Annotated in this window: 18 protein-coding genes; 7 read left to right on the top strand and 11 right to left on the bottom strand. The window is 74.2% G+C overall.

Annotated features, from left to right (window positions below):
• The first annotated feature begins 114 nt into the window (after positions 1 to 114).
• Positions 115 to 402 carry a hypothetical protein gene (locus tag DMB38_RS24345; RefSeq protein ID WP_047020351.1) on the top strand — a complete coding sequence of 96 codons (288 nt, stop codon included), beginning with the start codon at positions 115 to 117 and terminating at the stop codon, positions 400 to 402.
• 75 nt (positions 403 to 477) lie between these two features.
• On the opposite strand, the gene DMB38_RS24340 is transcribed toward DMB38_RS24345, so the two are convergent.
• Positions 478 to 1,257, bottom strand: coding sequence for a ferritin-like fold-containing protein (locus tag DMB38_RS24340; RefSeq protein ID WP_125936945.1), 780 nt, complete (start codon positions 1,255 to 1,257; stop codon positions 478 to 480).
• Between the two features lie 473 nt (positions 1,258 to 1,730).
• On the opposite strand from DMB38_RS24340, the gene DMB38_RS24330 reads away from it, so the two are divergent.
• From DMB38_RS24330 to soxR, 3 genes are all read left to right on the top strand, one after another.
• Complete coding sequence (locus DMB38_RS24330; protein WP_125936943.1) at positions 1,731 to 3,188, top strand: DEAD/DEAH box helicase; 1,458 nt, start codon at positions 1,731 to 1,733, stop codon at positions 3,186 to 3,188.
• Positions 3,189 to 3,349: 161 nt separating this feature from the next.
• Complete coding sequence (locus tag DMB38_RS24325) at positions 3,350 to 4,210, top strand: alpha/beta fold hydrolase (RefSeq protein ID WP_125936942.1); 861 nt, start codon at positions 3,350 to 3,352, stop codon at positions 4,208 to 4,210.
• 49 nt (positions 4,211 to 4,259) lie between these two features.
• Positions 4,260 to 4,715, top strand: coding sequence for a redox-sensitive transcriptional activator SoxR (gene soxR, locus DMB38_RS24320; RefSeq protein WP_125936941.1), 456 nt, complete (start codon positions 4,260 to 4,262; stop codon positions 4,713 to 4,715).
• Between the two features lie 15 nt (positions 4,716 to 4,730).
• On the opposite strand, the gene DMB38_RS24315 is transcribed toward soxR, so the two are convergent.
• The 4 genes from DMB38_RS24315 to DMB38_RS24300 form a co-directional block, all read right to left on the bottom strand.
• On the bottom strand, positions 4,731 to 5,336 hold the full coding sequence (locus DMB38_RS24315; protein ID WP_125936940.1) for a MarC family protein: 606 nt from the start codon (positions 5,334 to 5,336) through the stop codon (positions 4,731 to 4,733).
• A gap of 84 nt (positions 5,337 to 5,420) precedes the next feature.
• Positions 5,421 to 6,266, bottom strand: a complete 846-nt coding sequence (locus DMB38_RS24310) for a PHP domain-containing protein (RefSeq protein ID WP_125936939.1) — start codon at positions 6,264 to 6,266, stop codon at positions 5,421 to 5,423.
• A gap of 108 nt (positions 6,267 to 6,374) precedes the next feature.
• The gene (locus tag DMB38_RS24305; protein WP_047017908.1) at positions 6,375 to 7,010 is read right to left on the bottom strand and encodes a DUF6758 family protein; all 636 of its coding nucleotides are present in this window, start codon (positions 7,008 to 7,010) and stop codon (positions 6,375 to 6,377) included.
• A gap of 131 nt (positions 7,011 to 7,141) precedes the next feature.
• Positions 7,142 to 7,750, bottom strand: coding sequence for a suppressor of fused domain protein (locus DMB38_RS24300; protein WP_125936938.1), 609 nt, complete (start codon positions 7,748 to 7,750; stop codon positions 7,142 to 7,144).
• Positions 7,751 to 8,229: 479 nt separating this feature from the next.
• On the opposite strand from DMB38_RS24300, the gene DMB38_RS24295 reads away from it, so the two are divergent.
• Positions 8,230 to 9,339: a magnesium and cobalt transport protein CorA gene (locus tag DMB38_RS24295; RefSeq protein WP_125936937.1), complete on the top strand. Its 1,110-nt coding sequence runs from the start codon at positions 8,230 to 8,232 to the stop codon at positions 9,337 to 9,339.
• A gap of 39 nt (positions 9,340 to 9,378) precedes the next feature.
• Entirely contained in the window at positions 9,379 to 9,897 is a 519-nt protein-coding gene (locus tag DMB38_RS24290; protein WP_125936936.1) for a hypothetical protein, read from the top strand.
• Positions 9,898 to 9,907: 10 nt separating this feature from the next.
• Here DMB38_RS24290 and DMB38_RS24285 read toward each other — a convergent pair whose 3' ends face one another.
• Positions 9,908 to 10,627, bottom strand: coding sequence for a hypothetical protein (locus DMB38_RS24285; protein ID WP_125939239.1), 720 nt, complete (start codon positions 10,625 to 10,627; stop codon positions 9,908 to 9,910).
• A gap of 95 nt (positions 10,628 to 10,722) precedes the next feature.
• Between DMB38_RS24285 and DMB38_RS24280 the strand changes: the two genes are divergently transcribed.
• On the top strand, positions 10,723 to 11,859 hold the full coding sequence (locus DMB38_RS24280; protein ID WP_047017903.1) for an Mrp/NBP35 family ATP-binding protein: 1,137 nt from the start codon (positions 10,723 to 10,725) through the stop codon (positions 11,857 to 11,859).
• A gap of 108 nt (positions 11,860 to 11,967) precedes the next feature.
• Here the strand turns inward: DMB38_RS24280 and DMB38_RS24275 are convergent, their stop codons facing one another.
• From DMB38_RS24275 to sigE, 5 genes are all read right to left on the bottom strand, one after another.
• Positions 11,968 to 12,615, bottom strand: coding sequence for a hypothetical protein (locus tag DMB38_RS24275; protein WP_047017902.1), 648 nt, complete (start codon positions 12,613 to 12,615; stop codon positions 11,968 to 11,970).
• A 164-nt stretch (positions 12,616 to 12,779) separates the two neighbouring features.
• The gene (locus tag DMB38_RS24270) at positions 12,780 to 13,256 is read right to left on the bottom strand and encodes a sec-independent translocase (protein WP_125939238.1); all 477 of its coding nucleotides are present in this window, start codon (positions 13,254 to 13,256) and stop codon (positions 12,780 to 12,782) included.
• Positions 13,257 to 13,413: 157 nt separating this feature from the next.
• Positions 13,414 to 15,372 (bottom strand): trypsin-like peptidase domain-containing protein, encoded by a 1,959-nt coding sequence (locus DMB38_RS24265; protein ID WP_240662740.1) that lies wholly within the window; start codon positions 15,370 to 15,372, stop codon positions 13,414 to 13,416.
• A gap of 1,180 nt (positions 15,373 to 16,552) precedes the next feature.
• Positions 16,553 to 17,368: an anti-sigma factor gene (locus DMB38_RS24260; protein WP_125936934.1), complete on the bottom strand. Its 816-nt coding sequence runs from the start codon at positions 17,366 to 17,368 to the stop codon at positions 16,553 to 16,555.
• Positions 17,365 to 18,165, bottom strand: a complete 801-nt coding sequence (gene sigE, locus DMB38_RS24255; protein WP_206337736.1) for an RNA polymerase sigma factor SigE — start codon at positions 18,163 to 18,165, stop codon at positions 17,365 to 17,367. The genes DMB38_RS24260 and sigE overlap by 4 nt, the downstream gene beginning before the upstream one ends.
• Positions 18,166 to 18,256 lie beyond the last annotated feature (91 nt).

The following is an 18,256-nucleotide window of genomic DNA, read 5'->3' as shown; positions in this document are numbered from 1 at the left end:
CCCCGGTGTCCGGCACCGGGGGGCCGTCGTTTGCCCGCGGATCCATGCGGGTAGATCCGGAGCGTCCGGTTCACCCCAGCAGAGTGGGGCCCAACGAAGGGCGGGCGCGAGATGATGATCCTGGCAGCCGTACTCTCCGCAGTCATCGGCCTGGCGATTGCGCTGGCCGCACTCTCCCGCTATCCGGATCGCTTCCGGCACCGGAACCTGACGCTGGCCACGGGCCCCGGGGCCGCCGTGCTCGGCGCCGCCCTGGCCCACACGGTGCTGGGCGCGGGGAACCTGCCGATCGTCCTGCCGGTCGCCGGCGCCTTCTCGGCGGCGATGCTGTCGCTGCTGGTGAAGAACCGGGAGCGGAGCCGCCCCGCGGCGGCGTACCTGGCGGGCCGCCCGGTGCGCTGAGCGGCCCGTACCCGTACCCCATCCCTGGAAGCAGGAAGACGCACGCGCGCCCGGGCGGACCGCCCGGGCGCCGCGCTATGCGGACAGGCCCAGCGCCGCCATCCGCTTGGTGTGCGCCTCGGTGATACGCGAGAACATCCGCCCCACCTCCGCCAGGTCGAACCCGTCGGCGACCCCGCCCACGAGCATCATCGACAGCGCGTCCCGCTCCGCCACCACCCGCTGCGCCTGGCTCAGCGCCTCGCCCATCAGCCGCCGCGCCCACAGCGCCAGCCGGCCGCCCACCCGGGGGTCGGCCTCGATGGCGCTGCGGACCTTCCCGACGGCGAACGTCGCGTGCCCGGTGTCGTCCAGCACGCTCAGCACCAGGCCGCGGGTGTCGGAGTCCAGCCGGACCGCGACCTCGCGGTAGAAGTCGCTGGCGATCGAGTCGCCGACGTACGCCTTGACCAGCCCCTCCAGCCAGTCGGACGGCGCCGTCTGGCGGTGGAACTCGTTCAGCGCGGCGGCGAACGGCTCCATCGCCCGCGCCGGGTCCTCGTCGATCTCGGCCAGCCGGTCCCGCAGCCGCTCGAAGTGGTGGAACTCGGCGGCGGCCATCGCCGCCAGCTCCGCCTTGTCCTCCACACCGGGCGCCAGCTTCGCGTCCTCCGCCAGCCGCTCGAAGGCGGCCAGCTCGCCGTAGGCGAGGGCGCCGAGCAGGTCCACGACCGCGGCCCGGTACTGCGGGTCGGCGGCGGCCTGCGCCCAGTCCTCTGCGGCTACGCCGGAGGCGGCGGGTGCGGCGGTGTCGCCGGTTCCGCTGGTGTCGCCGGTGTCCTGGGGGGCGGCCTCGTCGGCAGGGGGAGTCTCCATAGGAGCGGAATATAGCGGCCCGCGGGGGCCTGGGAAGAGGCTGGTCAGCCCGTGGACTATGAGACATCGCACAACACGGCTGCACGATTTTAGGTAGAGTGGTATAGCACTCGCCGGTCACGGCGGGTCCCCCATGCCGCGGGCGTGAGCCCGGAGGCGCGTGGGAAGCATGTATTGAAGGATGCCCGGTCGGTGGCCCGATCGGCTCCGACCCCGACCGCTCTCAGCGGAGCCCGTGCGGCCTGTCCCGCCGTACGCACACCGCCGGAGGGAATTCTCGCGGCTTGAGCGCGCGAGTGACGGTAGAAGTGGTCCCGCGCCGCCCGCGCGGTACGACCCCCGTCCCCCGCCGCTCGCCGCGACCGACAGAAGAGGCAAGCATCCTGTCCACGTTTCGAGACCTGGGGATCCTCCCCGAGACTGCTGAGGCCCTGGAGGCCGTGGGAATCACCACTCCTTTCCCCATCCAGGAGATGACCCTTCCCGTGGCCCTCGCCGGCACCGACGTGATCGGCCAGGCCAAGACCGGTACCGGTAAGACGCTCGGCTTCGGCCTTCCCCTGCTGGAGAAGGTCGTCGTCCCCGCCGACGTCGAGAACGGTCGCGCCGACACCGGCGCCCTGACGGACGCCCCGCAGGCGCTCGTCGTCGTCCCCACCCGCGAGCTGTGCGTCCAGGTCACCAACGACCTGCTCACCGCCGGCAAGGTCCGTAACGTCCGCGCGCTGTCGATCTACGGCGGCCGGGCGTACGAGCCCCAGCTCGAGGCGCTGAAGAAGGGCGTCGACGTCGTCGTCGGCACCCCCGGCCGCCTCCTCGACCTCGCCGGCCAGCGCAAGCTGGACCTGTCGAAGATCAAGGTGCTGGTGCTCGACGAGGCCGACGAGATGCTGGACCTCGGCTTCCTGCCGGACGTCGAGAAGATCATCCAGCAGTTGCCCGCCAGGCGGCAGACGATGCTGTTCTCGGCGACCATGCCGGGGCAGGTCATCGGCCTCGCCCGGCGCTACATGTCCCAGCCCACCCACATCCGCGCCACCGCGCCGGACGACGAGGGCGCGACGGTCGCCGCCGTCGAGCAGCACGCCTTCCGGGCGCACTCCATGGACAAGCCGGAGATGCTGGCGCGCATCCTCCAGGCCGAGGGCCGCGGGCTGACCATGATCTTCTGCCGTACGAAGCGCACCTGTGCGGACGTCGCCGAGCAGTTGACCCGGCGCGGGTTCGCCGCCGGCTCGGTCCACGGCGACCTGGGCCAGGGCGCGCGCGAGCAGGCGCTGCGGGCGTTCCGCAACGGCAAGGTCGACGTGCTGGTCTGCACGGACGTGGCGGCGCGCGGCATCGACGTCGCCGGCATCACGCACGTGATCAACTACCAGACGCCGGAAGACGAGAAAACGTACCTGCACCGCATCGGCCGCACCGCCCGCGCGGGCGCGTCCGGCACGGCGGTCACGCTGGTCGACTGGGACGAGATCACGCGCTGGCACCTGATCAACAAGGCGCTGGAGCTCGACCTGGAGAACCCCGAGGAGACCTACTCCACCTCCCCGCACCTCTACGAGGCGCTGCGCATCCCCGAGGGTACGAAGGGCGTGCTCCCGCGCGCCGAGCGCACCCGCGCGGGACTCGGCGCCGAGGAGTTGGAGGACCTGGGCGAGACGGGCGGCGGCCGCCGCGGCGCGGGCTCGCGCCGGTCGGCCACCGAGGAGCGCCCGAAGCGGACCCGTACGCAGCGGCAGCGCCGCCGCACGCGCAGCGGCCGCCCGGTGGCGGCGGAGGCCGCCGAGGGCGCCGCCGGGCAGCAGGAGACCGCGCCGGAGCAGGCTGCGAGCGTGGGTGCGGACGCGGCGGACGCCGCGCCCCGCAAGCCGCGCCGCCGCCGTCGCCGCACCCGCAGCGGCAACGCGGGCACGCCGGCCGCGGAGTAGCAGCACCCTTGCCGGGCCCGGGGCGTACGTCACGACGTACGCCCCGGGCCCGCGGCTTGCGCGCGAGCGGGGGGCGCACCGCGGCGGCCGGGCCGCGTCGGCGCCGCTTCCCCGCTCCCCCCGCGGAGCGCCGTGGGTCCGGGCGCGGCTAGGGTCGGGGGATGAGCAAGCCGCCGTTCGTCGCGTTGCCGGGTGGGGTCGAGGCCCTGCGGGTCGAGACCCCGCGGGGGGCGTTCGCCGCGCTGCGGGCCGGGCGGCCCGTCCACGGGACCGCGCTCCTGCTGCCCGGGTTCACCGGCAGCAAGGAGGACTTCATCGCCCTCCTCGAACCCCTCGCCGCCGCCGGCTTCCGCGTGGTCGCCGTCGACGGCCGCGGGCAGTACGAGACGGAGGGCCCCGGGGACGAGGACGCGTACACGCAGGACGAACTCGCGCAGGACGTCCTCGCCCTGGCCACCGCGCTGGGCACGGCGGACGGCCCCCCGCCGCACCTTCTCGGGCACTCCCACGGCGGCCACGTCGCCCGCGCCGCCGTCCTCCGCGCCCCCGGGGCGTGCTCCTCGCTCACCCTCATGAGCAGCGGCCCCGGCGTCGTCTGCGACGAGCAGCGCTCCCGGGCGAAGCTCCTCGGCGACGCCCTGGCCACGTACGACATGGAGACCGTCTGGCAGGCCATGCGCGCCTTCGACCCGCCCGAGGCCGCCGACGCCCGCACCCCCGCCGACGTGAACGACTTCCTGCACCGCCGCTGGCTCGGCACCAGCCCCGCCCAGCTCAGGGCCACCGCCAGGCAACTGTGCGAGGAGCCCGACAGAACCCCGGAGCTGGCCGCCCTGCCGCTGCCCGTGCACGTGCTCACCGGCACGTCCGACTACGTGTGGCCCGTGGCGCAGATGGACGACATGGCGAAGCGGCTGCGGGCCCACCGCACCGTCGTCGACGGCGCCGACCACTCCCCCAACGTCGACCGCCCGGCCGAGACCGCCGCCGCGCTCGCCGCGTTCTGGTCGGCCGACCGGTAGTGGCGCAGAGAACCTCAACCGTGGTTGAGGTCGAGTTACGCTGGCGGACATGACGCACCACCTCTCCCCGCGGGCCAAGGAAGCCACCATCGGCGAGCTGTCCGACCGGAGCGGAGTCCCCCAGTCCGCGCTGCGCTTCTACGAGCGCCAGGGCCTGATCAGCAGCCGCCGCACCACCGGCAACCAGCGCCGCTTCTCCCGCGACACCCTGCGCAGGGTCGCGTTCATCCGCGCCTCGCAGCGCGTGGGGATCCCGCTGGCGGCGATCCGCGAGGCGCTCGCGGTGCTGCCCGAGGGCCGTACGCCGACCCGCGCCGACTGGGCGCAGTTGTCGGAGGGCTGGCGCAAGGACCTCAACACCCACATCCGCCGGCTGGAGCGGCTGCGCGACAACCTCACCGAGTGCATCGGCTGCGGCTGCCTGTCGCTCGACAAGTGCGCCCTGGCCAACACCGACGACCGCCTCGGCGAACGCGGCCCCGGCGCCCGCGGCCTCGGGGTGTGACGGCGCGGTACGCCCTCACGCCTGCTGGATGAACTCCGTGACGCCGTTGGCGATCTGCTGCACCGCGATCGTCGCCAGCAGCATCCCGGCCAGCCGCGAGACCAGCACCACGCCGCCCTCCTTGATGACCCGGATGATCAGCAGCGAATAGCGCATCGTCACCCACAGCACGAGGTGGATCGCGACGATCGCCGCCCACACCGCCAGTTCCTGGCGCACCCCGTGCGCGTCCTGCACCGCCAGGATGACGGTCACGATCGCCCCGGGCCCGGCGAGCAGCGGCATGCCCAGCGGTACGAGGGCGGCGTTGACGTCCTTGGTCTGGGTGGGCTCCTCGGCCTTGCCGGTGAGCAGGTCGAGGGAGATCAGCAGGAGCAGCAGGCCGCCCGCGACCATCAGCGCCGGTACGGAGACGTGCAGGTAGTCGAGGATCTGCTGGCCGCCGACGGCGAAGACCGCGATCACCCCGAAGGCGACGGCCGCCGCCTGGAGGGCCATCTTGCGCTGGAGCTTGAGCGGACGGCCCGAGGTGAGCGCGAGAAAGATCGGGGTGGTACCGGGCGGGTCCATGATCACGAACAGCGTGACGAAGACCGAGCCGAAGAGGGCGAGATCGAACACGCCAGGAGCTTAAGGCGTCCCGTACGAAATGGGCCCCGGCGGGCGGCGTCCCCTGCCCGCCGGCCTCAACGCCCCGGCGTGGGGTCAGCCCTTGACCGGGGTCGCGCCCGTGGCGCGGTCCACGATCTGCTCGTAGACCTCCGGGGCCGTCGTGAACTCGCCCAGGCGGCAGGTCTTGCGCGCGCCGTGGTAGTCGCTGGAGCCGGTGGCGAGCAGGCCCAGGTCGGCGGCCGTGCCGCGGAGCCTGGCGCGGGTCTCCTCGTCGTGGTCCATGTGGTCCACCTCGATGCCGTCGAGGCCGGCCGCGGCCAGCTCCGCGACCGCGCTCTCCGGCAGGCACACGCCGCGCTTCACCGCCAGCGGGTGCGCGAAGACCGTGACGCCGCCGGCGCCCTTGATCAGCCGGATGGCGTCGAAGGGGTCCAGCTCGTGCTTCTCCACGTACGCCCGGCCGCCGGAGCCGATCCACTCGTCGGTGAACGCGTCCTGCACCGAGTCGACGACGCCGGCCTCGACCATCGCGCTGGCCACGTGCGGCCGGGCGATGGCGCCCTCGCCGGCGATCTCCTGGACGCGCTGCCAGGTGATCGGCACGCCCAGCTCGATCAGCCGCTCGGTCATGAGCCGGGCCCGGCGCACCCGGTCGTTGCGCACGGCGTCGCGCTCGCGGGTCAGCTCCGGCTCCTCGGGGTCGAAGAGGTACGCGAGCATGTGCAGGCTGATGCCGTCGAGGTCACACGACAGCTCCATGCCGGGGACGAGGGTCAGCCCGGGGGGCAGCGCCTCGATCGCCTCGGCGTGGCCGCCGACGCCGTCGTGGTCGGTGAGCGCGACGACGTCCAGGCCCTCGGCCGCCGCCTTGCGCACCAGGTCCGCGGGGGTGTCCGTACCGTCCGAATCGGCGGAGTGGGTATGCAGGTCGATGCGCACGGACGGTACCTCGCACGGGCTCGGGGTCGCTGGAAGGCACCCAGCTTACGGTCCCGGGCGGCTGTCCAACCGAGTAGGTGCGGCTTCGCGGACGCCCGCCGCGCGGCGCTACAGGAGCCGCGGCGACAGCGCCCCGCAGGGCAGCAGTTCGATCTCGGCGCCGGCGTCGCGCAGGTCGGTGAGCACCAGCTCGTCGTAGAGCAGCAGTCCCGACTGCTCCGGCCAGACCACCGCCCACAGCCACAGGCCGCGCGCCTCCCCGGCGAAGACGGCCCGGTCCGCGGGCACGCCGCCGACGTGCCAGAGCGGGGTGGGCCGGCCCGCGGCGATGACCTTGGCGTCCGGCGGCTTGTCGGTGCACATCCCCGGCCCGGGGTCGGGCCCCTGCACGCCGGCGAAGCGCGCGCCGAGGCCGACGCCCAGCTCCTCGGCGACGAGGACCAGTTCGCCGGGCCCGCCGAGCGGCCCGGGTCCGGAGCAGGCGACGGCGGTGGCCCGGCCGCCGCTGCGGTCGTCGCCCGCGTTGGCGACGCCGGTGAAGAGCCAGCCCAGGGGGAGCGGCCACGGCATCCACACCGGCACCTGGGCCCGGTGCACCACCACCCCGAGCGCCTCGACGCTGGGCGGTATGACGGGCTGCAGCGGCTGCACGGGTCCGTGCCGCTCGCACTGCCAGGAGTCGGTGAAGAGACCGGGCGCCCGGACCCGCCCGCCGCACTTCGGGCAACTGGGTTCGCCCCTCATAGGAACTTACGGTCCTCTCCGGCCGCCGCGCCGTCAAGGACGATCACCCGTCCGGGGCCGCCCGCGCTGCCGCCCCGGCGCGCGGACGGGCGGCCGCCCCGTCCCCGTACGGCGTGCGCCGGGGGGCGGGTCTACGCGCCCAGCTCCACCCCGCGCCGCAGCGGGTCCCGCAGGTCCGTGCCCGCCGCCAGCCAGCGCTCGCTGAGCGCCGCCGCGCCGTGCACCCGCTTCCACGCGGCCTCGTTCGGCGTCATCGGCAGCAGCGGCAGGAACCGCACCGGCTCCCGCGGCTCCGGCAGCACCACGTCGTCGACGAGCCCGCCCGGCTCCGCGACCAGCACCGCGCGGAACGGCGCGCCGGGCCAGAGCGGCCCGCCCACCTCCAGCGACGCCCCCGGCGCCACGACGACGCCCTCCACCTGGGGCGACGCGGCGAGCACGGCGAGCGGGCGCAGCACCTTGTCGGTGTCGGCGAGGCCGGCCCTGACGGTCAGCAGCAGTTCGGCGCGCGGGCCGCGCAGCGGGTCGGCCAGCGCCTGCGCGGGGTCGGTCATGGGCTGCGCGGACATGCCGAGGGTGGCGTAGCGCAGCAGCGGTTCGCCCTCGGCGGTGGCCGACGTGAAACGCGCCACCTCGATGCGGTCGGTGCCGACGAAGGTCACCGACGCCCGCGCGTCGGGCTCGCCGAACGCCCCGGTCAGCCGCCGTTCCACCTGCGCGAGCACGTCGTCGTACGCCATTGCCTCAGCCTACGGGCGCCGGGGAAGCGTCAACGTGGGCGGGCGGTTCACCGGCGGCTGCTAACCTTGCGTGTCGGCTTGATGCGCGTCGTACGTACGGCGCAGGCACGACCCCGACGCTCAGGCACATGAGCAGCACGCGAACGGCTTCGACACACACGCCCTTCGACAGGGCCCGGCCGGAGGAGGTGGGGACTGCGGTGGATCCCAGCCGACCTTGCAGTACCGACAGCTCTCCCGCCCGGCCCGGCGCTCGCTGACCTTCGCCTGTTCTCCCCCGCGACGATGCGGGGATCTCCAGGTCGACTCCCGGCCCCGCCGTTCGGCGCCTCGCGGCTGAGCACGCACATTTCCGTCGTCATCCACTGACGTGCCGCCGGCGCGCTCAGCGGTGCCCGCTTTGTGGGTGTACCTCTGCGTAGATCCCCATTCCCGGCAGCGTTGGCCCGCGCCCGGCAGGAGCGTGAAGGAGTTCGCCCATGTCGATGATCCGTGACCTGCGAGCCGTCGTCCGTCCCGCCCTCAAGCGCCCGGGCCAGTCCGCCCACGGCTACGACCCCACCCGCGACCCGGCCACCGTCAGCGCCGTCGTCGACTGCGCCGTGTACCGCGGCGGCCGGCGCATCAGCGAACGGCTCTCCCCCGCCCAGGCGATGCGCCGGGTGCGCGCCGGGGGCGGCTTCGCCTGGATCGGGCTGCACGAGCCGACGGAGCGCGAGTTCGCCGGCATCGCCCAGGAGTTCGGGCTGCACCCGCTGGCCGTCGAGGACGCGATCGACGCGCACCAGCGGCCGAAGCTGGAGCCGTACGAGGACTCGCTCTTCACCGTCTTCAAGACCCTCCACTACGTGGAGCACGCCGAACTCACCGCCTCCAGCGAGGTGGTGGAGACCGGCGAGGTGATGTGCTTCACCGGCCAGGACTTCATCATCACCGTCCGGCACGGCGGCCAGGGCTCGCTGCGCGCGCTGCGCGCCCGCCTGGAGCAGGACCAGGAGCTGCTGGCGACCGGCCCGTCCGCGGTGCTCCACGCCATCGCCGACCAGATCGTCGACAGTTACCTCGTCGTCGCCGACGCGGTCCAGGAGGACATCGACGAGGTCGAGATCGACGTCTTCTCGCCGAGCGACGGCCGCAGCGGGCGCGGCAGCGACGCCGGGCGGGTGTACCAGCTCAAGCGCGAAGTACTGGAGTTCAAGCGGGCGGTGGCGCCGCTGCTGCGGCCGATGCAGTTGCTGTCGGAGCGGCCGATGCGGTTCGTCGACCCGGAGATCCAGAAGTATTTCCGGGACGTCGCGGACCACGTGGCGCGCGTGCACGAGCAGGTGGTCAACTTCGACGAGCTGCTCAACTCCATCCTCCAGGCCAATCTGGCCCAGGCCACGGTGGCGCAGAACGAGGACATGCGGAAGATCACGTCCTGGGCGGCGATCTTCGCGGTGCCCACGATGATCGCCGGGATCTACGGCATGAACTTCGACCACATGCCCGAGACCCAGTGGGAGTTCGGCTATCCCATGGTGCTCACCCTCATCCTCGGCATCTGCCTGGCGATGCACCGCGGCTTCCGCCGCAACGGCTGGCTGTAGGGGTACGGCCGCGGGGCCCGGCGGCTACGCTCGTGCCCCATGGAGCCGATCGCCGCCGCCCTCGCAGAAGAGGCCGCCAGGAAGTCCGGGCTCGTGTGGATCGAGGGCCCCGACGGCACACAGCGCGCGCTGTGGCACGTCTGGCACGACGGCGCCGTCGTCCTCGTCGGCGACGGCCCCGCAGAGCAGCCGCTCGACGGGCTCGGGCTCGCCGACGGGGCGGTGGTGACCGTGCACGCGCGCAGCAAGGACAAGGGCGGGCGGCTGGTCGCGTGGCCGGCGCGGGTGACCGAGCTGGCGCCGGAGGGCGAGGCGTGGCGGGCGGCCGTGGAGGAGCTGAAGGGCAAGCGGCTCAACGCCGTGGACGCCGACCACGTCGCCGCACGCTGGGCCCGGGAGTGCCGGGTGCTGCGGCTGACGCGGGACGGGGCGGCGGTCGCCGGGGACGGGCTGCCGTCCGGTTCGCTGGCCGCCCCGCCGCCGGAGACCCCGGCGACGACGCGGCGGCCGGCACCCGCGGCGCTGCCGCGGCTGCTGTTCCGGCGGCGGCGCGGCTGAGGGGGCCGGTTCAGCTCGCCGAGATCTGCTTCCCGTAGTCCACGACCTCTTCCTTGCGCGGGGCGTTGACCTCGAACTCCTCGTCCCAGTTGAGGAGTCGCAGCTCGCCCGCATCCCCCGCGCGCTCCAGCAGCAGCGGGTAGGGCCGCCCCTCCAGAGCCACCTCCAGCGCCCCGCCCACGCCTTCGTCGGCCGTCACCCGGATCGTGGTGAAGCCGTCGACCTCGCCGTTCTTCTCCGCGGCCAGCTCGCCGTCGAGCTTCAGCAGCCCGTCGAGCAGCACCTTCATCTCCGTGAAGCCGCTGAGCTGCTTGTACGCGGTGTCCTCCGGCGGCACCTTCACGTACTTGCCGTCGAGCTTCCGCGCCGCCGCCATGTCGGACTCGGACGGCTTGCCGTCGCCGTCCTCGCCGTCGTCCTGGTGCAGCCAGAACTCGTCGCCGGCCTTCAGGAAGAGGTCCTCCTCGGCGCGGAGCAGCGAGAACGTCATGCCGCCCGTGGACACTTCGCCTATCCCGCCGGCCGCCGACAGTCTCATGTCGAGCTTGACCGGCTGGCCGCTGCTCACCAGCGTGCCCGCCAGCCGCACCGAACTCGCGCCTGCCGCGGCCTTCTCCGCCTTGGCCCTGATGCTCTCGGGAGAGAGCTTCCCGACGCCGTTCTCGCCGGCCTCCGGACCGTCCTCGGCACAGCCCGCCAGAACGGTCGCGGAGACAGCGAACGCCACCATCCGGAACGCCGATCTCCTCATCACGTGCGGCAGCGTACCGGGCCCCCGGGGCCCTGGCTTTCCCCGCCCGCAGCCCTCGGCCGTACGCTTGTGGCATGGCTGTCACAGAAGAGGCGGTGCGCGCCGCGCTCGCGACGGTGAACGACCCGGAGATCCACCGGCCGATCACCGATCTCGGCATGGTCAAGTCGGTCGAGATCGGGACAGACGGCTCGGTCGCCGTCGGGGTCTTCCTCACCATCGCCGGCTGTCCGATGCGGGACACGATCACCTCGCGGGTCACCGACGCGGTCGAGAAGGTCGCGGGTGTGACGTCCGTCACGGTCGAGTTGGACGTGATGAGCGACGAGCAGCGCAAGGCGCTCGCCGCGTCCCTGCGCGACGGCAAGGCGGAGCGCGAGATCCCCTTCGCCCAGCCCGGCTCGCTCACCCGGGTGTACGCGGTGGCGTCCGGCAAGGGCGGCGTCGGCAAGTCGTCCGTGACGGTCAACCTGGCGGCGGCGATGGCGGCGGACGGGCTGAAGGTCGGGGTCGTCGACGCCGACATCTACGGCCACTCCGTACCCCGCATGCTCGGCACGGACGCCCGGCCCACCCAGGTCGAGGACATGATCATGCCCCCGACGGCGCACGACGTGAAGGTCATCTCCATCGGGATGTTCACGCCGGGCAACGCGCCGGTCGTCTGGCGCGGCCCGATGCTGCACCGCGCGCTCCAGCAGTTCCTCGCGGACGTCTTCTGGGGCGACCTCGACGTGCTGCTCCTCGACCTCCCCCCGGGCACCGGCGACATCGCGATCTCCGTCGCGCAGTTGATGCCGAACGCCGAGATCCTCGTCGTCACCACGCCGCAGCAGGCCGCGGCCGAGGTCGCCGAGCGGGCCGGGGCGATCGCCGTGCAGACGCACCAGAAGATCGTCGGCGTGGTGGAGAACATGTCGGGCCTGCCGTGCCCGCACTGCGGCGAGATGGTCGACGTCTTCGGCACCGGCGGCGGCAAGCAGGTCGCCGAGGGGCTGACGCGCACGACGGGCGCGGAGGTGCCGGTCCTGGGCGCCATCCCGATCGACGTGACGCTGCGGTCCGGCGGCGACGAGGGCAAGCCGGTCGTCCTCACCGACCCGGAGTCGCCGGCGGGCGCGGCGCTGCGCGACATCGCGGCGCGGCTCGGCGGGCGGCCGCGGGGGCTCGCGGGGATGTCGCTGGGCGTCACGCCGCGCAACAAGTTCTGAGGGGTACGCCCCGGGCCGCCGGGCGCGGACAGGGGCGTACGCCCCCGGCGCTACGGAGCAGGGGGGCGCGGTTCGTACGCGATCCGCGCCCCGGACCGCCGCGAGACGCTATCCGCGGCGGTCTTCGTACGTCGTGATGTCCTTGATCACCGAGAACGCGAGCCCGTACGCGCTCATGCCGCGGCCGTACGCGCCCAGGTGCACCTGGTTCTGCGTCGTCCCCGCCAGCACCCAGCCGAACTCCGACTCGCGGTAGTGGAACTGCGTCCCCTCGCCGTCGACCGGCAGCGACAGCGCCGACCAGCCGGACCCCTCCAGGTCGTCGGCCAGCTCCCAGGCCACCGACGTCTGCTGGTCCAGCCACTCCTCGCGGATCTGGCGCTCCATCTGCGTCGGCCAGGTGCACGACAGCAGTCCGGAGCCCGCCAGCCAGGCCGCCGACGACACGGACGTCGCCTCCAGCACCCCGGTGCCGTCCGCGCTGCGCCGCACGGGGCGGCTCGCGACGGTCACGACCACCGCGAAGCGGTGCTCGCGCATGCCGGCCTCGGCCAGGTACGAGGGCATGTCCCCGTGGCCCACCGTGCCGTGCTCGACCGCGCCGTCGCCGCCGCCGGTCGACTGGAGCCAGCGCGGCCCCACGAACGCGTCGTCCAGCCCGTACCAGGGGAAGGACGCCCGCAGAAAGCTGTCCACCAGGCGTGGCTCGGACTCCTGAACCATCCCCCCGGGCTCCGCCTCGCTCGTCATCTCCATCAGCGTGGTGCCTCCTCGTGGCCTGGACCTGTCAGTCGGCGGTCGCCCCCCGCCGGGGCGCACGCCCCGCCTGGCACACCGCATGCCGGGCGCTCACCCAGACACACGGGAGGATATCCACCTGCATACGCTAGGACAGGCAGGTGGTCTGATATGTGAGCCGATCAGGTGGCGTCCGCGTCGTACGGCGGGCGCTCGGCGGTGGCCGTCCCCTTGGCCTCACCTGCGGCATCGCCCTTGGCGTCCGTGCCGCCGCCGCTCTCCTTCGTCAGGCTCAGCCGCTTGCCGCCCGCGGCACCGTCGTCCTCGATGTCCCCCACGGTGCGCGCCGCCTCGCCGACCTCGGCGACCTCCTTCTTGAGGTCGAAGCCGTTGCGGATCTCCTTCAGACCCAGGTCGTCGTTGTCGAGGAGGTGCTTCTTGGCGAAGTTCTTCGGGTTCAGGTCCTCGAACTCGAAGTCCTTGAACTCCGGGCCCAGCTCCTTGCGGATGTCCTCCTTGGCCGAGTCGGAGAACTCCCGGACCTTGCGGATGAACCGCATCGTGTCCTGGATGACCTTGGGCAGCTTGTCGGGGCCGAAGACGATCGTGGCCAGGATGATGAGAGCGATCAGCTCGAGGGGTCCTATGTCGAAGAACACCTGGCACTCCTTGCTGTCCTGTCCGTCGGCCCGCTGCCGGCAGGTCCGGGCGACTCTCACGGTACCTGGCGACCCCGCCTCCCCGGGAGTACCGCATCGGCCGCGGTGGACTGGTCCACCGCGGCCGATGCGGGTGTTTGGGGTCGTTTGGCAGGGGTCAGTCGGTGGAGTCGCCCTCGCCGAGGGTGACGTCGACGGTCAGCTCCTCGCCGTCGCGCTCGACGGTCAGGCTCAGGTCCTCGCCGGGGCTGCGGCTGCGGATCTTGACGATCAACTCCTCGCCGTTGTGCACGGCTTCGCCGTCGACCCCGGTGATGACGTCCCCCGGCTCGATGCCCGCGCTGTCGGCGGGGCCGCCCGGGGTGACGGGCTCGGTGCCGCCCTCCTCCGCGGAGGTGCCGACCTGGGCGCCGTCGCCGGTGTACTGCATGTTGAGCGTCACGCCGATGACGGGGTGCGTGGCCTTGCCGGTGTTGATCAGCTCCTCGGCGACGTCCTTGCCCTTGTTGACGGGGATGGCGAAGCCCAGGCCGATGCTGCCGCCCTGCTCGGTCTGCGGCTCGCCGCTGCCGTTGTCGGCGGCGCGGATGGCGCTGTTGATGCCGATCACGCGGCCTTCGAGGTCCAGGAGCGGGCCGCCGGAGTTGCCGGGGTTGATCGGCGCGTCGGTCTGCAGGGCGTTGACGTACGAGATGTCGCTGCCGTCGCCCTGCTCGCCGCCCGCGGTGATGGGGCGCTCCTTGGCGCTGATGATCCCGGAGGTGACGGTGTTGGGCAGGTCGTACGGGGCGCCGATGGCGACGACGGGGTCGCCGACGGCGACGGACCGTGAGTTGCCGAGGGGCAGCGGCTTCAGCCCGGAAACCCCCTTGACGCGTACGACGGCGAGGTCGTAGCCGGCGTCGCCGCCGACGACCTCGGCGGACTTGGACTCGCCGCCGCTGAACGTCACCGTTATGTCGCCGCCCTCGTCCGCGGGCTGCACGACGTGGTTGTTGGTGAGGATGTGCCCGCGCTTGTCGAGGACGAAGCCGGTGCCGGTGCTCTGCTCGGCGACGCCGCTGACGCGCAGCGTCACGACCCCGGGCAGCGCGGACCTGGCGATCCCGGCGACGCTGCCGGGCGGGCGCTTGCCGCCGTCGTCGGCGGCGGAGGACTGGTCGAGTTCGAGCTGTCCCGGGGTGCCGTTGCGCTCGATGTAGCTGCCCAGGGCACCGCCGATGCCGCCGGCGACGAGCGCGATGACGAGCGCACCGACGAGGGTCGCCAGGCGCCCCTTGCGCCGCTCCGGCGCGTGTGCCGCGTGCGCGGGCGCCCAGGGGTCGTAGCGCTGCCACTGGCCCCCCTGCGGGGCGCCCTGCGGGTGGGCGCCGTAGGGCGCGGGGCCGCCGGGGCCCGGCGCGCCGGAGGCCGTGGGCGGGTGCGGGCCGGGGGGCCGCCCGGAGCCCTGCGGGCCGTACTCGCCCGGGGGTACGCCGCCGGGCGGTGTCACGCCGGGTACGGGGGCCTGCGCGCCGGGCCCGTACGGCGCGCGGGGCCGGGGCTGCGGCCCGGGGGCGCCCTGCGCACCGGGGTGGGCGGGGTGGCCGCCCTGCGGGGCGGGGTGGTGCGTGTCGGCGGGCGCGGGGCGCCGCGGTGCGTCGCCCCCGGAGCCGCCGGCCGCCGCGGCGGCGGGCGGCGCGGGCGCGTCGGCCGCGGGCCGCCGCGGGCCGGGGAGGTCCCCGGAGGGCGGGGCGCCGGAGTCGGAGATGACGGCGAGCTGCGTGGTGTCGTCGTCCTCCACGCCCGCACGTGGCCCGGCGGCCGGCGGCCGGTCGGCCACCTCGCGGTGCGCCTCGTCCGAAGGCGGGGGGCCGAAGCCGCCCGCGTCGCCTGATCCCTCGGGAGCGTCCGTCCGCGCCGCGGCGTCGCCCGGTGTCTTCGCGGTGCTCTCCCGGCCGGAGGCGGCCGCGCGGTCACCGGCCGGGGGGACGGCCGGCCGCGAGGGCTCCGCGGCGTTCTGGGGGGCGTCTGCGGGCTCCGGCGGTGTCCCGGGGGTGGTGTCCGGTTCGTCCTGCTGCGGGAGGGCCGCTCTGCCGGCGCGGGCGCCCGCCACGGCGGACACCGCGGCGGGTATGCCTCTGCCGCCCGGCGAGCCCTCGGCCCCGGCCTCCCCCGCACCCGGGTACGGCCGCACGCCGACCTCCCAGGGACGTTCCTCCGGGCTCCCGGCATCCGCCGCGGCACCGTCCTGGTCCTGCCCCGCACCGGGCGAAGAGGGCTCCGCCGCCGGGCTTTCCGCGGCAGGGGCCGCGGTCCTGGCCGGGAGGGCACGCGGCTCCGTGGTCGGCCCCTCGGTCCCGGGGGCGCGGTCCGCGGCTGCGGCCGGGCCCGGCGTATCCCCCGCGCGGGGGCGCGTCGGGAGCGCACCCGTGTCCGCCGCGGCCGGCCCGCCGGTCTCCGCGGCCCGCGGACCGGGAAGGTCCGCGGCCGTGGCGGAGCCGGCGGAAGCGCCCGCGCTCCGTACGGCATCCTCATCCGCGCGCGGCGTTCCACCCGGCTCGCCCGCTCCGGCGGCCTCTGCCCGTTCCGGCACGGACGCGGCGTCCGCGGGGGTGCCCGCCGGGGTGCCGCTCTCCGGAGCCGGCGGCCCGCCCGGCGCGGTCACGTCCTGCCCGCCCGCATCCTGCTCCACCGCGCTGTCCGCATCCGCGGCCCGGACCGGCTCCCGGCTACTGCCGTCCGGCCCGCTCTCCGCGGGGACGGCCGCGCCGTCGGCCGGAGGCTCCGCACCCCCCGGCGGGGGCACCGAGGCATCCGCGGGACCGCCGTCCGCCGCGCTCTCCGCGGCGGCCCGGCTCCGTTCCCTGTGGTAGTCGTCCTCCCCGTCGCGCCACTCCCGCAGCGCCTCCCGGACCCGGCGCAACTGGTCCACCTCCGGGTCGTATCCCGGTGGTGGGCCCGCGTCCGCCGGCGGGGGTGCCGGTTGCGCGAAGGCGTCGGAGTCGGTGGGCGGTCCGGCGGTGTCCGACTCGGCCTCGCGCGGAGGCTCGCCGGGCTCCTGCCTCCACCAACTCGGCTTCCCCTGGTCCATGTTCTCCCCACACGTTCCGCATGCGACTCGGGCGCAGACCGTCGCGGCCCGCAGTTGTTGCTCACCCGCCGGGCGGCCCTAAGCGGTGCCTGGCACATCCCGCCTGCGCGCCCGCCCAGAGGGCGGACGACGCCATTTGCCAGACACGCCCTAGCGATTCAATCAGGTGCATGCGGTTCCGCGCATCGCCTCGGGGCCGACGTCCCGCCGTCCCCGAGGGGGGTCACTGCGGCGACGGGGTGTTCATCCCGCTCAGCGCGGTCTGCGGTGCGGACGCCGGCGTCTCGGACGCCGACGGCTCGGTGACCGCGAAGACGGAGAGCAGCGGCGGCTGCGGCGTCGCGGTCGTGGCCGCCGTCGCGGAGGCGGCGAGCTGAAGGGGGCCGCTCTGCGTGCTGTACGGCTGGACCGGGCCCGCGTCCTGCGCGCCGCCGGAGGTGGAGAGCTGGGGGTCGTACGAGTAGCGCGCGGGCTCGCCGCGGTCGCCGGGGGTGACGGCGGGGGAGCCGCCCGAGGGGTCGACGGCCGACTCGATGGGCAGCGCGCCGCCGAGGGCGAGGGCGGCGAAGGAGACCGCGCCGGCGGCGGCGAACGCGAAGCGCCGCCCGCGGGCGGCGGAGGGCCGCTCGACCTCGTGGATCGGGAACCCGGGGCCGCCGTCGAGCACGGCGCCGCCGAGGATGCCGCCGCCGAAGCCGCCGGTCCTGGCCGGGCGGGCGCCGCCGGTCCTGCCGCCCGTACGCGCGCTGCCGCCGGCTCCGCCCGCGAAGGGCGACCGGCGGGCGGCGTCGTCGAGGTCGACACCCGGCAGGTTCTCCAGCCGGGCCAGCAGCCCGTCGGAGGGCGCGGGCGGGGCGGCGGCGGAGAACACGCTCTTGAGCCGGCGCTGCTCGTCGGCCTCTGCCTTGCACCGGGGACACGTCGCCAGATGGGCCAGCACGCGGTCCCGCGAGTCGTGGGGCAGCTCCCCGTCGACCAGCGCCGCCAGCGCCTCGCCCAGGTGCTGCTCGGCGGGCGACAGCCCGCCCACGCTGCTCACAGCGTTCCGCCCTCCTCGTCCGAGCCGTAGGCGCCCTGCCCCGCCCCGGCGAGCGAGCGCTGCTCGGCCCTCGCCTCCGGGGAGCGGTGCTTGAGCGCCTTGCGCAGGTGGGAACGGCCGCGGTGGATCCGGCTGCGGACCGTGCCCAGCTTGACGCCCAGGGTGGCGGCGATCTCCTCGTACGACAGGCCCTCGATGTCGCACAGCACCACCGCGGCCCGGAACTCGGGCGCGAGGGTGTCCAGCGCCTGCTGGACGTCGGCGTCGAAGTGCGTGTCGTTGAAGTGCTGCTGCGGCGACGGCTCGCGGCTCGGCAGCCGCTCGGCGGCGTCGTCCCCGAGAGCGTCGAACCGGATGCGCTGCTTGCGCCGCACCTGGTCGAGGAAGAGGTTCGTGGTGATGCGGTGCAGCCAGCCCTCGAACGTCCCCGGGGTGTACGTCGACAGCGACCGGAAGACGCGGATGAAGACCTCCTGCGTGAGGTCCTCGGCGTCGTGCCGGTTCCCGGTGAGGCGATAGGCGAGACGGTAGACGCGACCGCTGTGGGTGCTGACGATCTCCTCCCACGAAGGCGGAGTCCACCCCTTGGACGACGCGTCGTCGGCCGGGAACGCGGAGAATCCGGCAACGGTCACGGTGTCGGTGGCGTGGCTGCGGTCGTCAGCATTGTCGGTCACGGATTTCGGCTCATCCGGTGCCCGGGACCCTCGGCGGAATCGCCGGAGGGTGCCCCCTTCGCCGGACGCGGCCGCACCTCCCCTGGTGGCTCTGGTGGTGTCCAGTAGGCCCCCTACCATATCCACCTCGCCCGTTAGCTCCGGATAAGCTCATCCGACCGGTATTTTCCCGCATTCAGCGGAACCATCCCCGCCGGCATCCTTACCTCGT

It is taken from the genome of Streptomyces sp. WAC 06738, from assembly GCF_003945505.1.
Taxonomy (GTDB): Bacteria; Actinomycetota; Actinomycetes; order Streptomycetales; family Streptomycetaceae; genus Streptomyces.
Note: the sequence above shows the minus strand (reverse complement) of the source record. Positions and strands in the feature narration are given on the sequence as shown.